We start from the raw sequence: 16,042 nt of genomic DNA on the forward strand, positions 1-16,042 counted from the left end.
AAATTTCATTGAAATTTCATGAGCTGCCCTGTTCCCTTTGCACAATGAACATGGTACCAGCCCTCGTCATCTTCCCACAGGTTTTTCCTGTCCCCCGAGCTTCCCGCATCGGGCGGAGCCGATATAAGGAACATGGCATGGCGCGCATCATCGAAACGATCACCGGGCTTGAAGCTCTTACCTTTGACGATGTGCTGTTGCAGCCGGGTCATTCCGAAGTCATGCCCGGCCAGACCAATATCGCAACCAAGATTGCTTCCGACATCGAACTCAACCTGCCGCTTCTGTCGGCAGCGATGGATACGGTCACCGAAGCCCGCCTCGCCATTGCCATGGCCCAGGCCGGCGGCATCGGCGTCATCCACCGCAACCTGACGCCTGAGGAACAGGCCGAGCAGGTCCATCAGGTCAAGAAGTTCGAAAGCGGCATGGTCGTCAATCCGGTGACGATCGGACCGGATGCGACGCTGGCCGATGCGCTCGGACTGATGGCCAAGTACCATATTTCTGGTATTCCGGTGGTGGAGACCTCCGGCGCTGGCCGCACCGGCCGCCTCGTCGGCATTCTCACCAATCGCGACGTGCGCTTCGCCACCGACCCGTCGCAGAAGATCTATGAATTGATGACCCGTGAGAACCTGATCACGGTCAAGGAGAATGTCGACCAGATCGAAGCCAAGCGGCTGCTGCACTCGCACCGCATCGAAAAGCTGCTGGTTGTCGATGATGCCGGCCACTGTATCGGCCTGATCACCGTCAAGGACATCGAGAAGTCGCAGCTCAACCCGCATGCGTCCAAGGATGCACAGGGCCGTCTTCGCGCCGCCGCCGCCACATCCGTCGGCGATGACGGCTTCGAGCGCGCCGAGCGGTTGATCGATGCCGGCATCGATCTTCTGGTCATCGACACCGCGCATGGCCATTCGCAGCGCGTCCTCGATGCCGTGACGCGTGCCAAGAAGCTTTCCAATTCCGTCCGCATCATGGCCGGCAACGTCGCCACTCCGGATGGCGCCCGTGCGCTGATCGATGCGGGTGCAGACGCCGTCAAGGTCGGCATCGGTCCGGGCTCGATCTGCACCACCCGCATCGTCGCCGGCGTCGGCGTGCCGCAGCTGGCTGCGATCATGGGCGCCGTCGACGTCGCCTCGAAGATGGGCATTCCCGTGATCGCCGATGGCGGCATCAAGTTCTCGGGCGACATGGCCAAGGCGATCGCTGCCGGCGCGTCTGCCTGCATGATCGGCTCGCTGCTGGCCGGCACCGACGAAAGCCCGGGCGAGACCTATCTCTACCAGGGCCGTTCCTTCAAGGCCTATCGCGGCATGGGCTCGGTGGGCGCCATGGCCCGCGGCTCGGCCGACCGCTATTTCCAGGCCGAAGTGCGTGACACGCTGAAGCTCGTGCCGGAAGGTATCGAAGGCCAGGTACCTTACAAGGGACCGGTGTCTTCCGTGCTCCATCAGCTCGCTGGCGGCCTGCGTGCCTCGATGGGCTATGTCGGTGGCAAGGACCTCAAGGACTTCCAGGAAAAGGCAACCTTCGTGCGCATCTCCGGCGCCGGCCTTCGCGAGAGCCACACCCACGGCGTGACCATCACCCGCGAAAGCCCCAACTACCAGGGCGGCTCATAAGGCTTGGACGGCAATTTGACTTGAAAGAGGGCCCCTGCATCAAAGATGTGGGGGCTTTTTGTTTGTTCAGGCACAGTGTCCTTCTGGCACTTTTGATCCGTGCTCTGCAACTGGGCCGAAATTGGCTGTCCGCGGCGCTCGTGAGGATTCGCGCAGATGCTGACCGATCGCATCAGTCGTGACATGCACAATTTAGGGGTGCCGGGTTTACTTAAACTTTAAACATATTTGCTCTTTTTGAACCCGGACGGATCATTCGCCTGCGACGCCGGGCTGACGGGGACAGACATGACTGAAATGGATATCAAGCGGCCCATGTGGGTCCGGATCACCGCCTACGGATTTGCCGCAGTGCTGTTTGCCAGCGCCACGATTGGTGGCCTCGCATGGTATCGCCAGTCAGCGATGAATACACAAGCCTTGCAAAAGGAGCTCGACACGGACCTCTCGGTGATCGAATTCGACATGACCGCCCAGAAGCGCGCGGCATCTGCGCTTGCGCTGACGCTGGCCGGCGAGCCGGATACCGCCGACCTGATCCTCTCCAATGCACGCGACAAGATCGTCGCGAAATATGCAGGAAGCCTGCCCGACGTCTTCAAGAATGGCGGCTTGGAGCTCATCACCTTCAGCAGTGCCGACGGCATAGCGGTCGCCCGCGTCCACACCCCAGACAAGTTCGGTGACGACCTCAAGGGGCGTCGCAAGATGATTGTCGCTGCCATCGAACAGAGCAAGTTGATGGCGGGCACAGAACTCGGCCGCAAGGCGGTCAGCATGTTTGCATCCGCACCTGTCCTGAAGGACGGCAAGGTGGTCGGCATCGTTGATGTCGGCACGCAGCTTACCAACGATTACTTTATGCCCCTCGCCAAGGCCGTCGATGCGCAGGTGGCTGTCCATGTTCTCAAGGAAGGCAAATTCGAAAAGCAGTCCTCTACATTCACTGGCGACACGATCCTGACCCCCGAACAGATCCAGGCAGCCTATGATGGTGACACAAGCCGTCAAAGCACCGCTGTCGATGGCCACGACTATGTCGTTGAAGGCAAGGTGCTGACCAACTTCTCCGGCGACAAGATCGCCGTGATCGAAATCGCGTCCGACGTGACTGCCATTGTCGCCGCCAGCCAGGCTGCGGTCTGGACGACGATCGTCGGCACTGTCATCGTGTCATTGCTGTCGCTGCTCGGCTTCCTGATCTTTGCCCGCTCGTTGGCCGGCACGATCCGCAAGATCACCGACACGATGGCGCAGCTTGCCAATGGCGACCTCGATGCGGAAATTCGCGGACAGGATCGCGCCGACGAAATCGGCGCCATGGCGCGGGCCGTGCAGGTGTTCAAGGAAGCCGGCAGTGAGAACAAACGGCTGGAGCGAGTGGCTTTGGAAAGCCGTCAGGAACAGGAAGCGCAGCGCAATCGCCAGTCGGCGCTCGACAATGCCAAGGCAGAAGACCTGCGCGCCTTTGTCTACATGGTCGAACAGGGCTTCGACGGTCTCGCCGCCGGTGACCTGACCATCCGGCTCGATGCGGCGGTCGCCGCCGAATTCGAGCCGATCCGCTCCAAGTTCAACGATAGCATTTCCCAGCTTGAAGAGGTCATCGGCTCTGTGGTCGGCTCGGTCGGCACGATCCGCGCCGGCTTGCAGGAAATCTCCACCGCATCCAACGATCTTGCCAAGCGCACCGAACACCAGGCAGCGAGCCTCGAAGAAACTGTTGCCGCCCTTGGGCAGGTCACCGGTGCGGTCAACGACAGCGCCACCGGCGCCGGCAAGGCGCAGAACGTGGCTGCGGCGGCCCAGCAAAAGGCCTCGCGCGGCGGCGAGATCGTCGCCAGTGCCGTCACTGCAATGACCGCGATCGAGCAATCATCAGGCCAGATCAATACGATCATCGGCGTGATCGACGACATTGCCTTCCAGACCAACCTGTTGGCGCTGAATGCAGGCGTCGAGGCGGCGCGTGCCGGCGATGCTGGCCGCGGTTTTGCCGTCGTCGCATCGGAAGTGCGCGGCCTTGCCCAGCGTTCGGCCGACGCCGCCAAGGAAATCAAGGCACTGATCTCCATGTCGGCGTCCCAGGTCAAGCACGGCGTCGAGCTGGTGACCGCCTCGGGCGCATCGCTCAACGAGATCGTCGCTGAAGTCGGCGAGATGAGTGTATTCGTCAACACGATCACATCGAGCACCAACGAGCAGGCGATCAGCCTGCGCGAAATCTCCTCGTCCGCGGACCAGATGGACAAGGCGACCCAGCAGAATGCCGCCATGGTCGAAGAAACGACTGCGGCCACCCAGAGCCTGTCGCGCGAAACCGACAACCTCTCTGATATGGTCGCTCGCTTCAAGGTCAAGGGTGCGCAGGTGCGTCCCGCAGTCCAGCGTGCCCCTGCCCGACAGCCAGTTGCGTCGGCGCCAAGACCCTCGCCGGTCCGCCAAATGCGCAGCAGCGGTAGTGCCGCCGTCGCTGTCAGCGCGGACGAGTGGGAAGAGTTCTGAGCGGATCGACCTATCGGTCAATAAGATGCCCGCCTCACTGGCGGGCATTTTCTTTACATGGAATAGGCCACGTAAGCGAAACGTTTGGAATCGGGCGCCCAGCTATTGACGTTGATCGTTCCCTGCCCGCCGAAGAGATGCACGAGGTCGCGATGCGGCCCGCCCTCCGTTGCCATCAATCTAAGGATCACGTCCTTGTCCGGCGGATGTCCCAAAGTGCCCGTGGGATAGCTGAGATAGACGACCCATCGTCCATCCGGCGAAGGATGCGGGAACCAGTTGACCCGCTCGTCATGGGTCAGTTGCTCGACGCCGGATCCGTCCCTCACCATGCGGAAGATCTGTGCATGGCCGGGTATCGGCGAGGCCCGCTCCGAGTTGAAATAAATCCAGCGGCCGTCCGCAGAATAGTCGGGGCCATCATTGGGCTTGTCAATGTCGCTGAGCCGTCTGTCCGGGCCGCCGGCGGCTGGAATGGTGAACAGGTTGATGCGCCGATTGTCCGGCCCACCCTCGACCGCGACATAGGCAAGCTCGCTGCCATCCGGCGATATGCCGTGCAGATAGTAGTGAAAGGGCTGCTCGTGCTGATTGGAGACGCGTTTCGGCGTGCCGCCAGCAATCGGCACCGAATAGAGATGGCCGTCGTCCGAACTGAGATAGAGCGTGGTGCCATCCGGTGAGACGACATGATCGTTGTTCAGGTCGGCCAACGGAGCGGTGTCGATCAGTTCGGGACCGTCCTTGCCATCGGCGCCGATCCGCCAGAGCTGGCCGCCCGCGTTGAAGATCAGATCCTTGCCATCCGGCGTCCAGTTCGGGGCCTCGATGACCTCTTTCGATGTGAAGATGACCGAGCTGTCGCCGGTTTCGATATCGAAGATGGTCAGTTCGGTGATCTGGCCGGGGGCGAGTTCACGCCCTCTTCTCAAAAATTTTGGCATCTGCGACATGGACCCTACCAGACCGTATAGCCGCCGTCGGCAGCGACGATCGAGCCGGTCATCAGGCTCGAGGCCTCAGACGCCAGGAACAGGATGACGGCGGCGATTTCCGGCGGCTGGCCCATGCGGTTCATCGGCGTGTTGCCGACCCAGTGCTTCATCATGTCGGGATCGTCATAGACATAGCGGGTCAGCTCGGTCTCGATATAGGTCGGCGCCACCGCATTGACGCGAACGTTGCGCGTCGCCCATTCCGCCGCCAGCGAGCGCGTCAGGTGATGGACGCCGGCCTTGGAGGCATTGTATTGCGACTGCTCCTGCGGTCGGTTGACGATATCGGCCGACATCGAGCCGACATTGACGATATTGCCGCCGCCCTGTTCCAGCATCGCCTTGCCAAACGTCCGGCAACACCAGAAGACGCCGTTGAGATTGACGTCGAGCACCTTCAGCCAGGTCGGATCGTCCATCGTTTCGGCCGGACGATTGGAGATGGCGATACCGGCATTGTTGACGAGGATATCGACGCGGCCATGCCTCGCGGTGATATCAGCATGCACCCTCTCCACCGCGCGCGGGTCGGTGACATCAAGCACTTCGCTGAACACCTCGCGCCCCTTGGCGCCGAGTTCCTCCGCTGCTTTGGCAGCAGCCTCGCCGTTCATGTCGGTGATGACAACCCTGGCGCCGGCCTCGCTCAGCGCATCGGCCGTGGCAAAGCCGATGCCGCGCGCCGCCCCCGTGATAACCGCCGTCTTGCCCTTCAGGCTGAACAGTTCGAGATACATGGAACCTCCCAATTCTTGATCTCAGCACGATAGCGGCTCGCAGGAGATTGGGCGAGACCCAAAGCGCGAAATCAGAGGGAGAGTGCGTCCTTGAGGGTCAGCCCCTCCTGGACCCGCAGATCGAGATCGGTCTCGATGTGATTGATGTGGTGCAGCATCAGGTCGCAGGCCCGTCTGGTGTCATGTTGTTCAAGCGCATCGAGGATCGAGCCATGTTCATTGTGACCGCAGCTCGAAATGCCGGAGCGGCCATAGAGCGCGATCACCAGCGATGAGCGGGCAACGAGCTCGTCCATGAATTTCTGCAGGATGGCATTGCCGGAATAGCTCGCCAGCATCAGGTGGAAATCGCCCGAGGCCTTGATCTCGGCGCGGCGGGCGCTGGGGCCGCGTTCGTTCATGAAGCGGCTTTCCTGCTCGAGCTGGACGCGGAAGGCGGCGATGTCTTCCGGCGTCAGCCGCTCGGCCGCGGCCAGCACGATGCCCGGCTCGATCAGGCGGCGGGAATCGAACACCTGCCGCGCCTCTTCCGGTGTCGGGTTGGCGACGAAAGCGCCGCGATTGCGCTCGATCTTTACCAGGCCCTCATAAGCGAGCATCTGCAGGACCGTGCGGACAACCGTGCGCGACACATCGAACAGCGCGCCGACCTCGCTTTCGGCAAGCTTGCTGCCGGGCACCAGCCGGCGATCGACGATCGCGTCGCGCAGCGCGTCACGGATCGATTGTGCCCGGTCCTCCTGGCTCAGGTCGGCGGACTCTACCTTTTCGACGACATTCATATTTCGCTTCCAGATTGTCGCCCAATGTAACCCGAATTGCAGTGCGGAGGAAATCGAAGAGTGAATGGAATAACAAATATTATTGCATACAAATTACCCATTAGATTGGCGACAATCGCTCGTTTTTTGCCCAAATGAAAATCACCTTCTTTGGCGACATTTAGTTAACAACTATTTCACACGCAATTTCAACAAGTTACCGCAGCGCAATGGAAACTGGCACGGCTGATGCATGGTAGGAGGCGACGCAAAGGGAGCGCCGCATGACGAAAGCCGCCGAAATCGACATCGTCTCTGTCTCCAAAATCTACGGGCAGACGACCGCAGTTCATTCGATCAGCCTGAAAATTCCGGCCGGCACCTATTGCTGCCTGCTCGGCCCCTCCGGCTGCGGCAAGACCTCGACGCTGCGTATGATTGCCGGCCATGAAACCATTTCGACCGGCGACGTACGGCTTGGCAATGTCGTGGTCACCGACCTGCCGCCCGCCAAGCGCGGCACGGCGATGATGTTTCAGTCCTACGCGCTGTTTCCGCATCTCGATCTCGTCGACAACGTCGCCTTCAGCCTGAAAATGAAGGGCGTGGAGAAGGCCGAGCGCCAGGCCAAAGCCATGGAGATGCTGAAGCTGATGCAACTCGAGGCCTATGCCAACCGCCGCCCGGCCCAACTTTCCGGCGGCCAGCAGCAGCGCGTGGCACTCGCCCGGGCGCTGATCACCGATCCGGAGGCGCTACTGCTCGACGAGCCGCTCTCGGCGCTCGATCCGTTCCTGAAGATCAAGATGCGCGCCGAACTCAAGAAGCTGCAGACCACGCTCGGCATCTCCTTCGTGCATGTCACCCACAGCCAGGAAGAAGCCATGGCACTGGCCGACCTGATCGTCATCATGAATGACGGCAAGATAGAGCAGGCGGCCGACCCCCGCACAGTATTTGAGCAGCCGGCGACGGCGTTCGTTGCCCGGTTCATGGGCGACCACAACGTCATTTCCGGCCGCATTCTCGAGACCAATGACAACGGCGTGACGCTCGAGGTCATCGGCGGCGGCCAGTTCCTGGCGACCGGCCGCACGGGCGAGATCGGCGCTCCTGTCGACATCGCCATCCGCACCGATCACGTCAGGGTCGGCGAAAGTCCGACGCCCGGCCTCGGCTTCACCGGCATTGTTTCCAATGTCGAATATCGCGGCTCGACGGTGAAACTGGTGATCACCGGCGCGGGCATCGAGGATTTCACCGTCATCCTCGATGACGACGATTTCTTTGAAAAATCGATCGCGGTCGGTGCTGCCGTGCCGCTTTCCTGGGAGCCACGGGACGCCATCGTGCTTGGCCGTCTCGACAGTTGAACAACAAACAATAAACGTGAAGGAGAACAAACCATGACAGACAAGACTGAAATCACGACTGCCGCAAAAAGCAGCATTTCGCGCCGCTCGTTGCTGAAAACGGGCGCCGCTGCGGTGGGCGCCGCCGCCGGCACCGGCATCATCACCGGCTTCCCGACCATCTGGGCACAGAGCAATATCACGCTGCGCCAGTTCGGCACCGGCGTTTCGAACATCAATGCTATCGCCGAGAAGTGCAAGGCCGACCTTGGCATCACACTTGAAATGACCGCCACCGATTCCGACGCCGCCGCCCAGCGCGCCGTGACCCAGCCGAACTCCTACGACATCGCCGACATCGAATACTGGATCCTCAAGAAAGTCTTCCCCGCCGGCGTCATCCAGCCGATGGAAGTCAAGAAGCTCAAGTATTACGACCAGATCGTGCCGCTGTTCAAGAACGGCAAGCTCAAGCCCGACAGCGTGATCGCGCAGGGCACCGCCCCGCACACGGTGGGTTATGTCGAAAAGCCGGGCGACAAGACCTTCGCCAAGGGCGAGACCGATTGGTTCACGATGGTTCCGACCATCTACAATGCCGACACGCTCGGCATTCGCCCTGATCTCGTCGGCCGCGAAATCACCACCTGGGCCGACATCATGGACCCGGCCTTCAAGGGCAAGACCTCGATCCTCAACATCCCGTCGATCGGCATCATGGACGCCGCGATGATCTGCGAAGCCATGGGCGTCATCAAGTATGCCGACAAGGGCAACATGACCAAGGCGGAAATCGATACGACCATCGACTTCCTGATCAAGGCCAAGCAGGCCGGCCAGTTCCGCGCCTTCTGGAAGTCGTTCGACGAGAGCGTCAACCTGATGGCGTCCGGCGAAGTCGTCATCCAGTCGATGTGGTCGCCGGCCGTGGCCGCCGTCCGCTCCAAGGGCATTGCCTGCAAATACCAGCCGCTCAAGGAAGGCTACCGCTCATGGGGCGGCGGTCTGGGTCTCGCCTCCCACCTTTCCGGCGCGCAGCTCGATGCGGCCTATGAATACATCAACTGGTACACGTCAGGCTGGGTGGGCGGCTATCTCAACCGCCAAGGCTACTACTCGGCAGCCATGGACACTGCCAAGAAGTTCATGACCGAAGACGAATGGGGCTACTGGATCGAAGGCAAGGCGGCCAAGGGCGATATCCTGTCGCCGGAAGGCAAGGTTATGGAGAAGGCCGGCGCCGTGCGCGACGGCGGCTCGTTCGAAGACCGCATGGGCAAGGTCGCCTGCTGGAACTCGGTGATGGACGAGGACCGCTACATGGTCAAGCGCTGGAACGAGTTCATCGCAGCTTGATGGATGCTCCCTCTTCTCCCCTTGGGGAGAAGTGCCGAGCGAATGCGAGGCGATGAGGGGTTCTCAGCGACAGACTCGACCGTCCTGGGAACCCCTCATCCGGCCCTTCGGGCCACCTTCTCCCCAAGGGGAGAAGCGGGAGTGCGCGGAACGCTCCCGGCACATCCAAGCAAGGAGACGACCATGGCAGCCGTAACCGACACCACAGCAGTCGCCGCCGCTGAAGAACGGAAAAAGAAGCCCGGCAGCCGGATTGCCGAGCACGCGTCCTATATCCAGGCGCTGCCGCTGCTGATTATCCTCGGAGCCTTCCTGCTGCTGCCGGTGCTGATGATCGCCGTGGTCAGTTTCTGGGATTACGACTTCGCCCAGATGTATCCCGGTTTCGTGACCTTCAACTACACCGACACGCTCGGGTCCTGGGTGACCTGGAAGATCTATCTGAACACGCTGAAATTTGCTGCCATCGTCTGGGTGATCACGCTGTTCATCGGCTTCTGGGTTGCCTACTTCCTGGCCTTCCACATCCGCACCACGGCCATGCAGATGGTTCTGTTTCTCGTCTGCACCGTGCCGTTCCTGACCTCCAATATCATCCGCATGATCTCGTGGATCCCGGTGCTCGGCCGCAACGGCCTGATCAACTCGGCGCTGGTGAGTTCCGGCATCGTGCCGCAGCCGATCGAATGGCTGCTCTATTCCGATTTCGCCGTGGTGCTGGCCATGGTGCATCTCTACACGCTGTTCATGGTGACGCCGATCTTCAACACGCTGATGCGCATCGACAAATCGCTGATCGAAGCAGCCCGCGATGCCGGCGCATCGAGCATGCAGATTCTGACCAATGTCGTGCTGCCGCTGGCCAAGCCCGGCATGGCGATCGGCACGATCTTCGTCGTCACGCTCGTCATGGCCGATTTTTCCACCGTACAGGTCATGTCCGGCGGCCAGAGTGCCTCTGTGGCGCTGATGATGAAGAACCAGATGTCGCTGCTGCAATATCCCGCCGCCGCCGCCAATGCCGTTGTATTGCTGATCCTCGTGCTGCTGATGGTGGCCGGCATCCTGCGCGTCGTCGATATCCGCAAGGAGCTTTGAGATGCATCGAGAATCCCGCGGCCGCGAATTCTACATCCTGGCTGTTTTCTTCACCGTCTTCGTGCTGTTCCTCTACGGGCCGCTGTCGGCGATCCTGATCCTGTCGTTCCAGGGGCCGAATGGCGGCCTGACATTCCCGCTCAATGGCGTGTCTTTCCACTGGTTCGCCAATCTGTTCGAAAAGCAGGCGGTCGGCGATTTCGGCGGGTCCTTCAAGCGTTCGCTGACGCTTGGCTTGATGGTGATGGTGGTCACGGTGCTGGTGTCGCTGCTGGCGGGCCTGGCTTTCCGCCGGAAATTCTGGGGTGCGACCGCACTCTTCTATCTGGCGGTCGCCAGCCTCGTCGTGCCGTCGATCATCATCTCGCTCGGCATCGGCGTGATTTTCCAGCAACTGGGCATCCAGCCCGCCTGGTTCTCCTCGGCTTTCGGTGCGCATCTGACATGGACGCTGCCGTTCGGCGTGCTGATCATGTTTGCCGTGTTCAATCGTTTCTCGCCGGCCTACGAGGAAGCAGCGCGCGACCTCGGCGCCTCGAACTGGCAGACCTTCCGGCATGTTCTGCTGCCGATGATCGCGCCGAGCCTGATCGGCGTCGGACTGTTCGGCTTCACGCTGTCCTACGACGAATTCGCCCGGACGCTGATGACCTCAGGCACCTACAACACACTGCCGCTCGAGATCTACGGCATGACCACCAATGTGACGACGCCGGTGCTCTATGCGCTCGGCACCGTCACCACCGTATTCTCCTTCCTTGTCATTGCCGGTACGCTCGGCCTGATCGTCGGGCTCAACCGCCGCCGGTTACGCGGATGAGCATCAAGCCCAATCCACGCATCCTGGTCGTCAATCCCAACACGACCACGAGCATGACCGCGACCATCGCCGACGCAGCAAAACGCGTGAAGAATTCTTCTACCGAGATCGTCGCCATCACCTCGTCGATGGGGCCGGTGTCGATCGAGGGCTATTATGACGAGGCCTTCGCCGTGCCGGGCCTGCTGATCGAACTGGCCAAGGGCGAGCGCGAAGGCGCCGATGCCGCCATCATCGCCTGCTTTGACGACACCGGGCTGGACGCAGCCCGCGCGCTCTGCGACATGCCGGTCATTGGTATCTGCGAGGCGGCGCTGTCGGCCACCGCCTTCATCGCGCAACGGTTTTCGGTGGTGACGACGATGGAACGCTCGCGCCTGCCGCTCGAACATCTCGTTCATCGCTACGGCATGGGCGGGCGTGTAAAGGTCCGGGCCGCCGATATCCCCGTCCTGTCGCTCGAAGACCCGCAATCCAACGCCAAGACGCGGCTGCGGGCCGAGATCACGCTGGCCCTACTCGAAGACCGCGCCGAAGCGATCGTGCTCGGCTGTGCCGGGATGGCCGACCTGACCGCCGAACTCAGCCATGAATTCGGCGTGCCCGTCATCGATGGCGTTGCCTGTGCGGTCAAGCAGGCCGAGAGCCTGGTGGCGCTGGGACTGCGGACCGCCAAGAAGGGCGCCTATGCGACGCCGGTGGAAAAGCCCTATCTCGGGCTGCTCGGGCAATTTCAGCCATCGGCGATGCTCGCACAGCGTTAGTCAGATTGTCATTGCCTTCCGTGTATCCTGCTGGCTCGCGACAAAGACGAATGTCATCATAATCGAAACAAGTTGGTGACACCGGCCTTGAAGCCTTCGGCCGCCAGCCCGAAATATGATGACAGGCTACTCACGAGGCATGCACATGGTGATGTTACACGAAGCAGTTCTTTCAGATGCCGAGATTGACGACGGCACTTGGCCTGCCCGAAGGCGGAAGGTCCTCGACTGGCTGGTGAACGACACGCAGCAGCAGCGGTTCGTCGACAACATACTGATCGAGATGTGCGAGCGGCTGGTCGACGCCGGTGTGCCTGTCGGGCGTGCCTCATTCCATTTTCAGACAAATCATCCGCAATGGCGCGGCGCCCGGCTGCTTTGGCGCTCGGGATTGAGCGAAGCGGAAGTGGACATGTACGGCTATGAGGTCGAGAAGTCGCAAGCGTTTCTCATGAGCCCGCTGAAGGTGATCCATGACGGAGCTGACGAACTGAGGAAGAATCTCGAGGAGCCTGTCCTCGACCCTCAATCGGAGTCGTCGCTTTATACCGACCTGCGCGAGGAGGGCCTGACCGAGTATGTGGCCTGGCCGCTCAACCACACGCTTGGCAAGCGGCATGTGGTCACTTTCTCGACGGCTCGCCCGGGTGGCTTTGCCGAACAGCATATCAGCTTCCTCAAGGATCTCGTGCCGGTGCTCGCGCTCATCACCGAGATCCGGGTAAAGAACATCATGGCGAGGACGCTGTTGAGAACCTATGTCGGGCCCCATGCGAGCGAAGCGATCTTGGCGGGTGCGACGACGAGGGGCAGCGGCGCAACCATGAGCGCCGCCATCATGATCTGCGACCTTCGCGACTTCACGACGCTTTCGTCGCTCTGGCCGCGCGACTATGTGATCGAACTTCTCAACGGCTATTTCGATGCGCTTTCCGGACCTATCGAGGAACATGGCGGCGAGATACTCAAGTTCATGGGCGATGGACTTCTTGCCGTATTCCCCCTTTCCGTGCCGACCGCCTGCAGCGATCTGCTCAGTGCCATCAGGGAAGGAAGAGCCGCGATGGCAGCCTTGAACGAGAAGAGCGCGAAGGACGGCCACCCGCAACTCGGCTATGGTGTCGGCGTCCATCTGGGTGATGTCATGTACGGCAATATCGGCTCTCAAAAGCGTCTTGATTTCACCGTGATCGGACCGGCCGTGAACGTGGCGTCGCGGCTCGAAAGCCTCACCAAGGAAGTAAAGCGCCCGGTGCTCCTCTCCAGGGCATTCACCGAGAAGGCCCAGTGCGAGTCGGCAGTCGACAGCCTAGGTGCCTTCATGTTGAAGGGAATCGAAGAGCCCGTCGACGCCTTCGCGCTGAAGTTCGATGCGGCGGCTTGAGCAGGGCGGTTTCAGCCGTGGTCGATGCTTGATTGCCGATCAGGAGCCCCCTTCCGCGTTGGCAGGTGAAAAGGGCGGGGATGACGGGGGTGAAAATATTTTTGAAAAACATTGTGGTTACCGACCGGCGCCACGAGCAGCCATTCAGGCTCCCAACACCGCGGGTGGGTTTTGGCTGGTTGACAGAGCCGCCACGGCTTCCTCCAGCTCGTCGAAAATCATGGAGGGTCCGATTTTGGCGAGGACGCCGGAGCGTCTCAGCATCTCCATTGGTTCGCTGTGAAGGTCTGCAATCCCGAATTTTATGCCGCGCTCCTCTGCGAGCGTTTGTATTTCGCCGAGCATAGCGGCTGCCGTGCTGTCGATCTGGGGAGCCGCCCCTGCATCGAAAATGACCCCCCGTACGTCCCGCGGCAGCTCTGAAAAAATGCCCTCAATCCGACCTTTGACATAATCGACATTGAGGAACAGCAGACTGCCCTGGAGAAGATAGATCACCACGCCAGGAACCGGTTCGGCGTGCGTGTGTCGATGGAGTTTGTAGAAGCCCTCACGGCCCTCTACTCGCCCCAGCAGCGCGTCGCGCGGCTTCATTCCCTTGAAAAGGAGATACAGCAGCGTTGCGCCGATCGCGATGATCACGCCCTTCAAAACACCGAGACCGACGACGCCCGCTATGCTGATCAGCGCAAACGAGAACTCGATGCGACTGATCCGCCATAGCTCTCGCAGCGCTCGCAGATCGATAATGCTGATCGCGGCCGACGCCAGGATAGCCCCCAGGGCAGGCGTCGGTAGTATTGCCAAGGCGTCGGTCAAAAACAAGATCGCAAGCGCAAGGGCGGCGGCGGAAACAACCGCCGCCAACTGCGTCCTGCCGCCCATCATGTCGTTGATTGCGGTACGGGAGTCCGAGGAAGTCACCGCGAAACCGCCAAACAATCCAGACGCGAGGTTTGCTGCCCCAAATCCAAGGAGTTCGCGATTAGCGTCCACGGGATATCCATTTTTGGCGCCAAAACTGCGCGCGGTCAAAATCCCAGACCCAAAACTGACGATCAGCACTGCCACGGCGCCCAGGATCAGGTCGTCGATGGCGATACCTTTTGGGATCGGCAGCGATGGCCAAGGGAGATGAGATGGGACTGCGCCGACAACGCGAATTCCCAACGCCGGAAAGTCAAACAACCACGATAAGGCCGTCGCGAGTCCGATAGCGACAAGCGGCCCTGGCACAGCTGGACGCCATGCGCTTAGTAACCGGAGCATGATAAACAGACCAATGCCCACTCCAAGGGAAGGCCAATGGATCAATCCCGCCTTTGACATGATTTCCATGAGCGGAGCGAACAATCCATTACTATCTATTTTGACGCCAGTGAGGCGGCCGATCTGGCCGACGAGTATCGTCAACGACACACCCGTCATGAACCCGGTCAAAATCGGACGCGACAGCAGGTTAGCAATGAAGCCAAGTCGAAGAAAGCTGGCCAGGAAGCATAAAAGCCCGACGATCGCGGCAATTGCGGCCGAGGCCACCACGTTTTCTGCAGTCGAGGACAGCCCAAAAGAAACGAGGACTGCGGCAAGCACCGTCACTGTGCCGGCGTCCGGACCAACGATGAGCTGGCGCGAGGAGCCTAGAAGAGCGTAGCCAAGAACCGACAGGATGCTCGCGTAAATGCCGATTTCCGGCGGCAGTCCAGCGAGTGCGGGATACGCAATGGCACTGGGCAATCCAACCGCAGCGATGGCTAGGCCAGAGGTCAAATCGTGCCGAAACCATTCAGCTCGATATTCTCTCATACTGGAAATGAATGGAAGTGTGAGCATTGGGTCTAACACACCAGCAATTGAATGAGTTGGCACAATTCAGCGTCCATCTATGGCCAGCACGGCTTTATGGGCGCAACCCGCATATCAAGAATCGGACAATTCAGGGTAGATGACGGCGCGGTTCGCAGATCCGCTCCGCACTCGTCCTGCATAGCTCAAAGTGGTTTGGGTTTGTGCCAGCCCAGAAAAAGACCCACATCGCCCGGCATCCCATGTGGCCACTCTACAATCATTGCCGAAAGGCTATATCCTGCGGGCTTCAATCGATCTCGCCACACTTCGTAGGCCTGCCGGGGAACGCCAGTGAGTGTGTCTGGCCAGTCGGGCTCATTGTTGTTGATCGCACGGCCCGAGTCGGTACAAAGCTCAACGGGGAACTGAAGGACCTTCAATTCGCTCAGCCCGTCGGCCGCGGCCTTTTTCAGTCTGGAAAGAACGCTGGCTCTCATCTCGTCCGTGACCGTTACCGGCTTGGACAACTTGGCCATCAACACTTTTCGCGCATCTTCCGCGACATTCATGGAATTGAAGGCTGCCGATGCACGCGCCGTATCGATTTTGTCTGCGTAATCCAGCAATTCTTCCGCGGTCATGAAAAGATCATTGGCGCCGGTCGGCTCACTTTGTTTGTTCAAACTGGTCATTGCTTCCCCCTGAGTTCAGACATTGCCAAGGCTGCATGCTTTGCAGTTGATTCTAGATGCTTCCTACAGTTGAATTGAATTTCAGCATGTGGATTTTTCGGTGAATAATGATAACATAATTTAGCCTTATATAATAGTGGATGACTTAACGAGTTA

13 protein-coding genes are annotated in these 16,042 nt (G+C 60.3%); 8 read left to right on the forward strand and 5 right to left on the reverse strand.

The window, feature by feature from the left end:
* Positions 1-137 precede the first annotated feature (137 nt).
* Positions 138-1,634, forward strand: a complete 1,497-nt coding sequence (gene guaB / locus ACXHRN_RS21025; protein ID WP_488638246.1) for an IMP dehydrogenase — start codon at positions 138-140, stop codon at positions 1,632-1,634.
* Positions 1,635-1,922: 288 nt separating this feature from the next.
* The gene (locus ACXHRN_RS21030; RefSeq protein ID WP_488638247.1) at positions 1,923-4,139 is read left to right on the forward strand and encodes a methyl-accepting chemotaxis protein; all 2,217 of its coding nucleotides are present in this window, start codon (positions 1,923-1,925) and stop codon (positions 4,137-4,139) included.
* Between the two features lie 53 nt (positions 4,140-4,192).
* Here the strand turns inward: ACXHRN_RS21030 and ACXHRN_RS21035 are convergent, their stop codons facing one another.
* The 3 genes from ACXHRN_RS21035 to ACXHRN_RS21045 form a co-directional block, all read right to left on the reverse strand.
* A complete protein-coding gene (locus ACXHRN_RS21035) occupies positions 4,193-5,092 on the reverse strand; it encodes a TolB family protein (protein WP_488638248.1) in 900 nt (299 codons plus the stop codon).
* 5 nt (positions 5,093-5,097) lie between these two features.
* Positions 5,098-5,871 carry an SDR family NAD(P)-dependent oxidoreductase gene (locus ACXHRN_RS21040; protein WP_488638249.1) on the reverse strand — a complete coding sequence of 258 codons (774 nt, stop codon included), beginning with the start codon at positions 5,869-5,871 and terminating at the stop codon, positions 5,098-5,100.
* 71 nt (positions 5,872-5,942) lie between these two features.
* A complete protein-coding gene (locus ACXHRN_RS21045; RefSeq protein ID WP_488638250.1) occupies positions 5,943-6,653 on the reverse strand; it encodes a GntR family transcriptional regulator in 711 nt (236 codons plus the stop codon).
* Positions 6,654-6,916: 263 nt separating this feature from the next.
* Between ACXHRN_RS21045 and ACXHRN_RS21050 the strand changes: the two genes are divergently transcribed.
* The 6 genes from ACXHRN_RS21050 (at position 6,917) to ACXHRN_RS21075 (ending at position 13,406) form a co-directional block, all read left to right on the forward strand.
* On the forward strand, positions 6,917-8,005 hold the full coding sequence (locus tag ACXHRN_RS21050; RefSeq protein ID WP_488638251.1) for an ABC transporter ATP-binding protein: 1,089 nt from the start codon (positions 6,917-6,919) through the stop codon (positions 8,003-8,005).
* Positions 8,006-8,038: 33 nt separating this feature from the next.
* Positions 8,039-9,340 (forward strand): ABC transporter substrate-binding protein, encoded by a 1,302-nt coding sequence (locus tag ACXHRN_RS21055; RefSeq protein ID WP_488638252.1) that lies wholly within the window; start codon positions 8,039-8,041, stop codon positions 9,338-9,340.
* Between the two features lie 183 nt (positions 9,341-9,523).
* Positions 9,524-10,438: an ABC transporter permease gene (locus ACXHRN_RS21060; protein ID WP_488638253.1), complete on the forward strand. Its 915-nt coding sequence runs from the start codon at positions 9,524-9,526 to the stop codon at positions 10,436-10,438.
* A gap of 1 nt (position 10,439) precedes the next feature.
* A complete protein-coding gene (locus tag ACXHRN_RS21065; protein ID WP_488638254.1) occupies positions 10,440-11,258 on the forward strand; it encodes an ABC transporter permease in 819 nt (272 codons plus the stop codon).
* Complete coding sequence (locus tag ACXHRN_RS21070) at positions 11,255-12,022, forward strand: aspartate/glutamate racemase family protein (protein ID WP_488638255.1); 768 nt, start codon at positions 11,255-11,257, stop codon at positions 12,020-12,022. Before ACXHRN_RS21065 ends, ACXHRN_RS21070 begins: the two co-directional genes overlap by 4 nt.
* A 145-nt stretch (positions 12,023-12,167) precedes the next feature.
* On the forward strand, positions 12,168-13,406 hold the full coding sequence (locus ACXHRN_RS21075; protein ID WP_488638256.1) for an adenylate/guanylate cyclase domain-containing protein: 1,239 nt from the start codon (positions 12,168-12,170) through the stop codon (positions 13,404-13,406).
* A 144-nt stretch (positions 13,407-13,550) separates the two neighbouring features.
* Here the strand turns inward: ACXHRN_RS21075 and ACXHRN_RS21080 are convergent, their stop codons facing one another.
* Together ACXHRN_RS21080 and ACXHRN_RS21085 are read right to left on the reverse strand one after the other, a co-directional pair.
* Entirely contained in the window at positions 13,551-15,239 is a 1,689-nt protein-coding gene (locus tag ACXHRN_RS21080; RefSeq protein WP_488638257.1) for a SulP family inorganic anion transporter, read from the reverse strand.
* A 158-nt stretch (positions 15,240-15,397) separates the two neighbouring features.
* Positions 15,398-15,886 (reverse strand): hypothetical protein, encoded by a 489-nt coding sequence (locus ACXHRN_RS21085; RefSeq protein WP_488638258.1) that lies wholly within the window; start codon positions 15,884-15,886, stop codon positions 15,398-15,400.
* Between the last annotated feature and the right edge of the window lie 156 nt (positions 15,887-16,042).

Source organism: Shinella sp. OV683, from assembly GCF_057787725.1.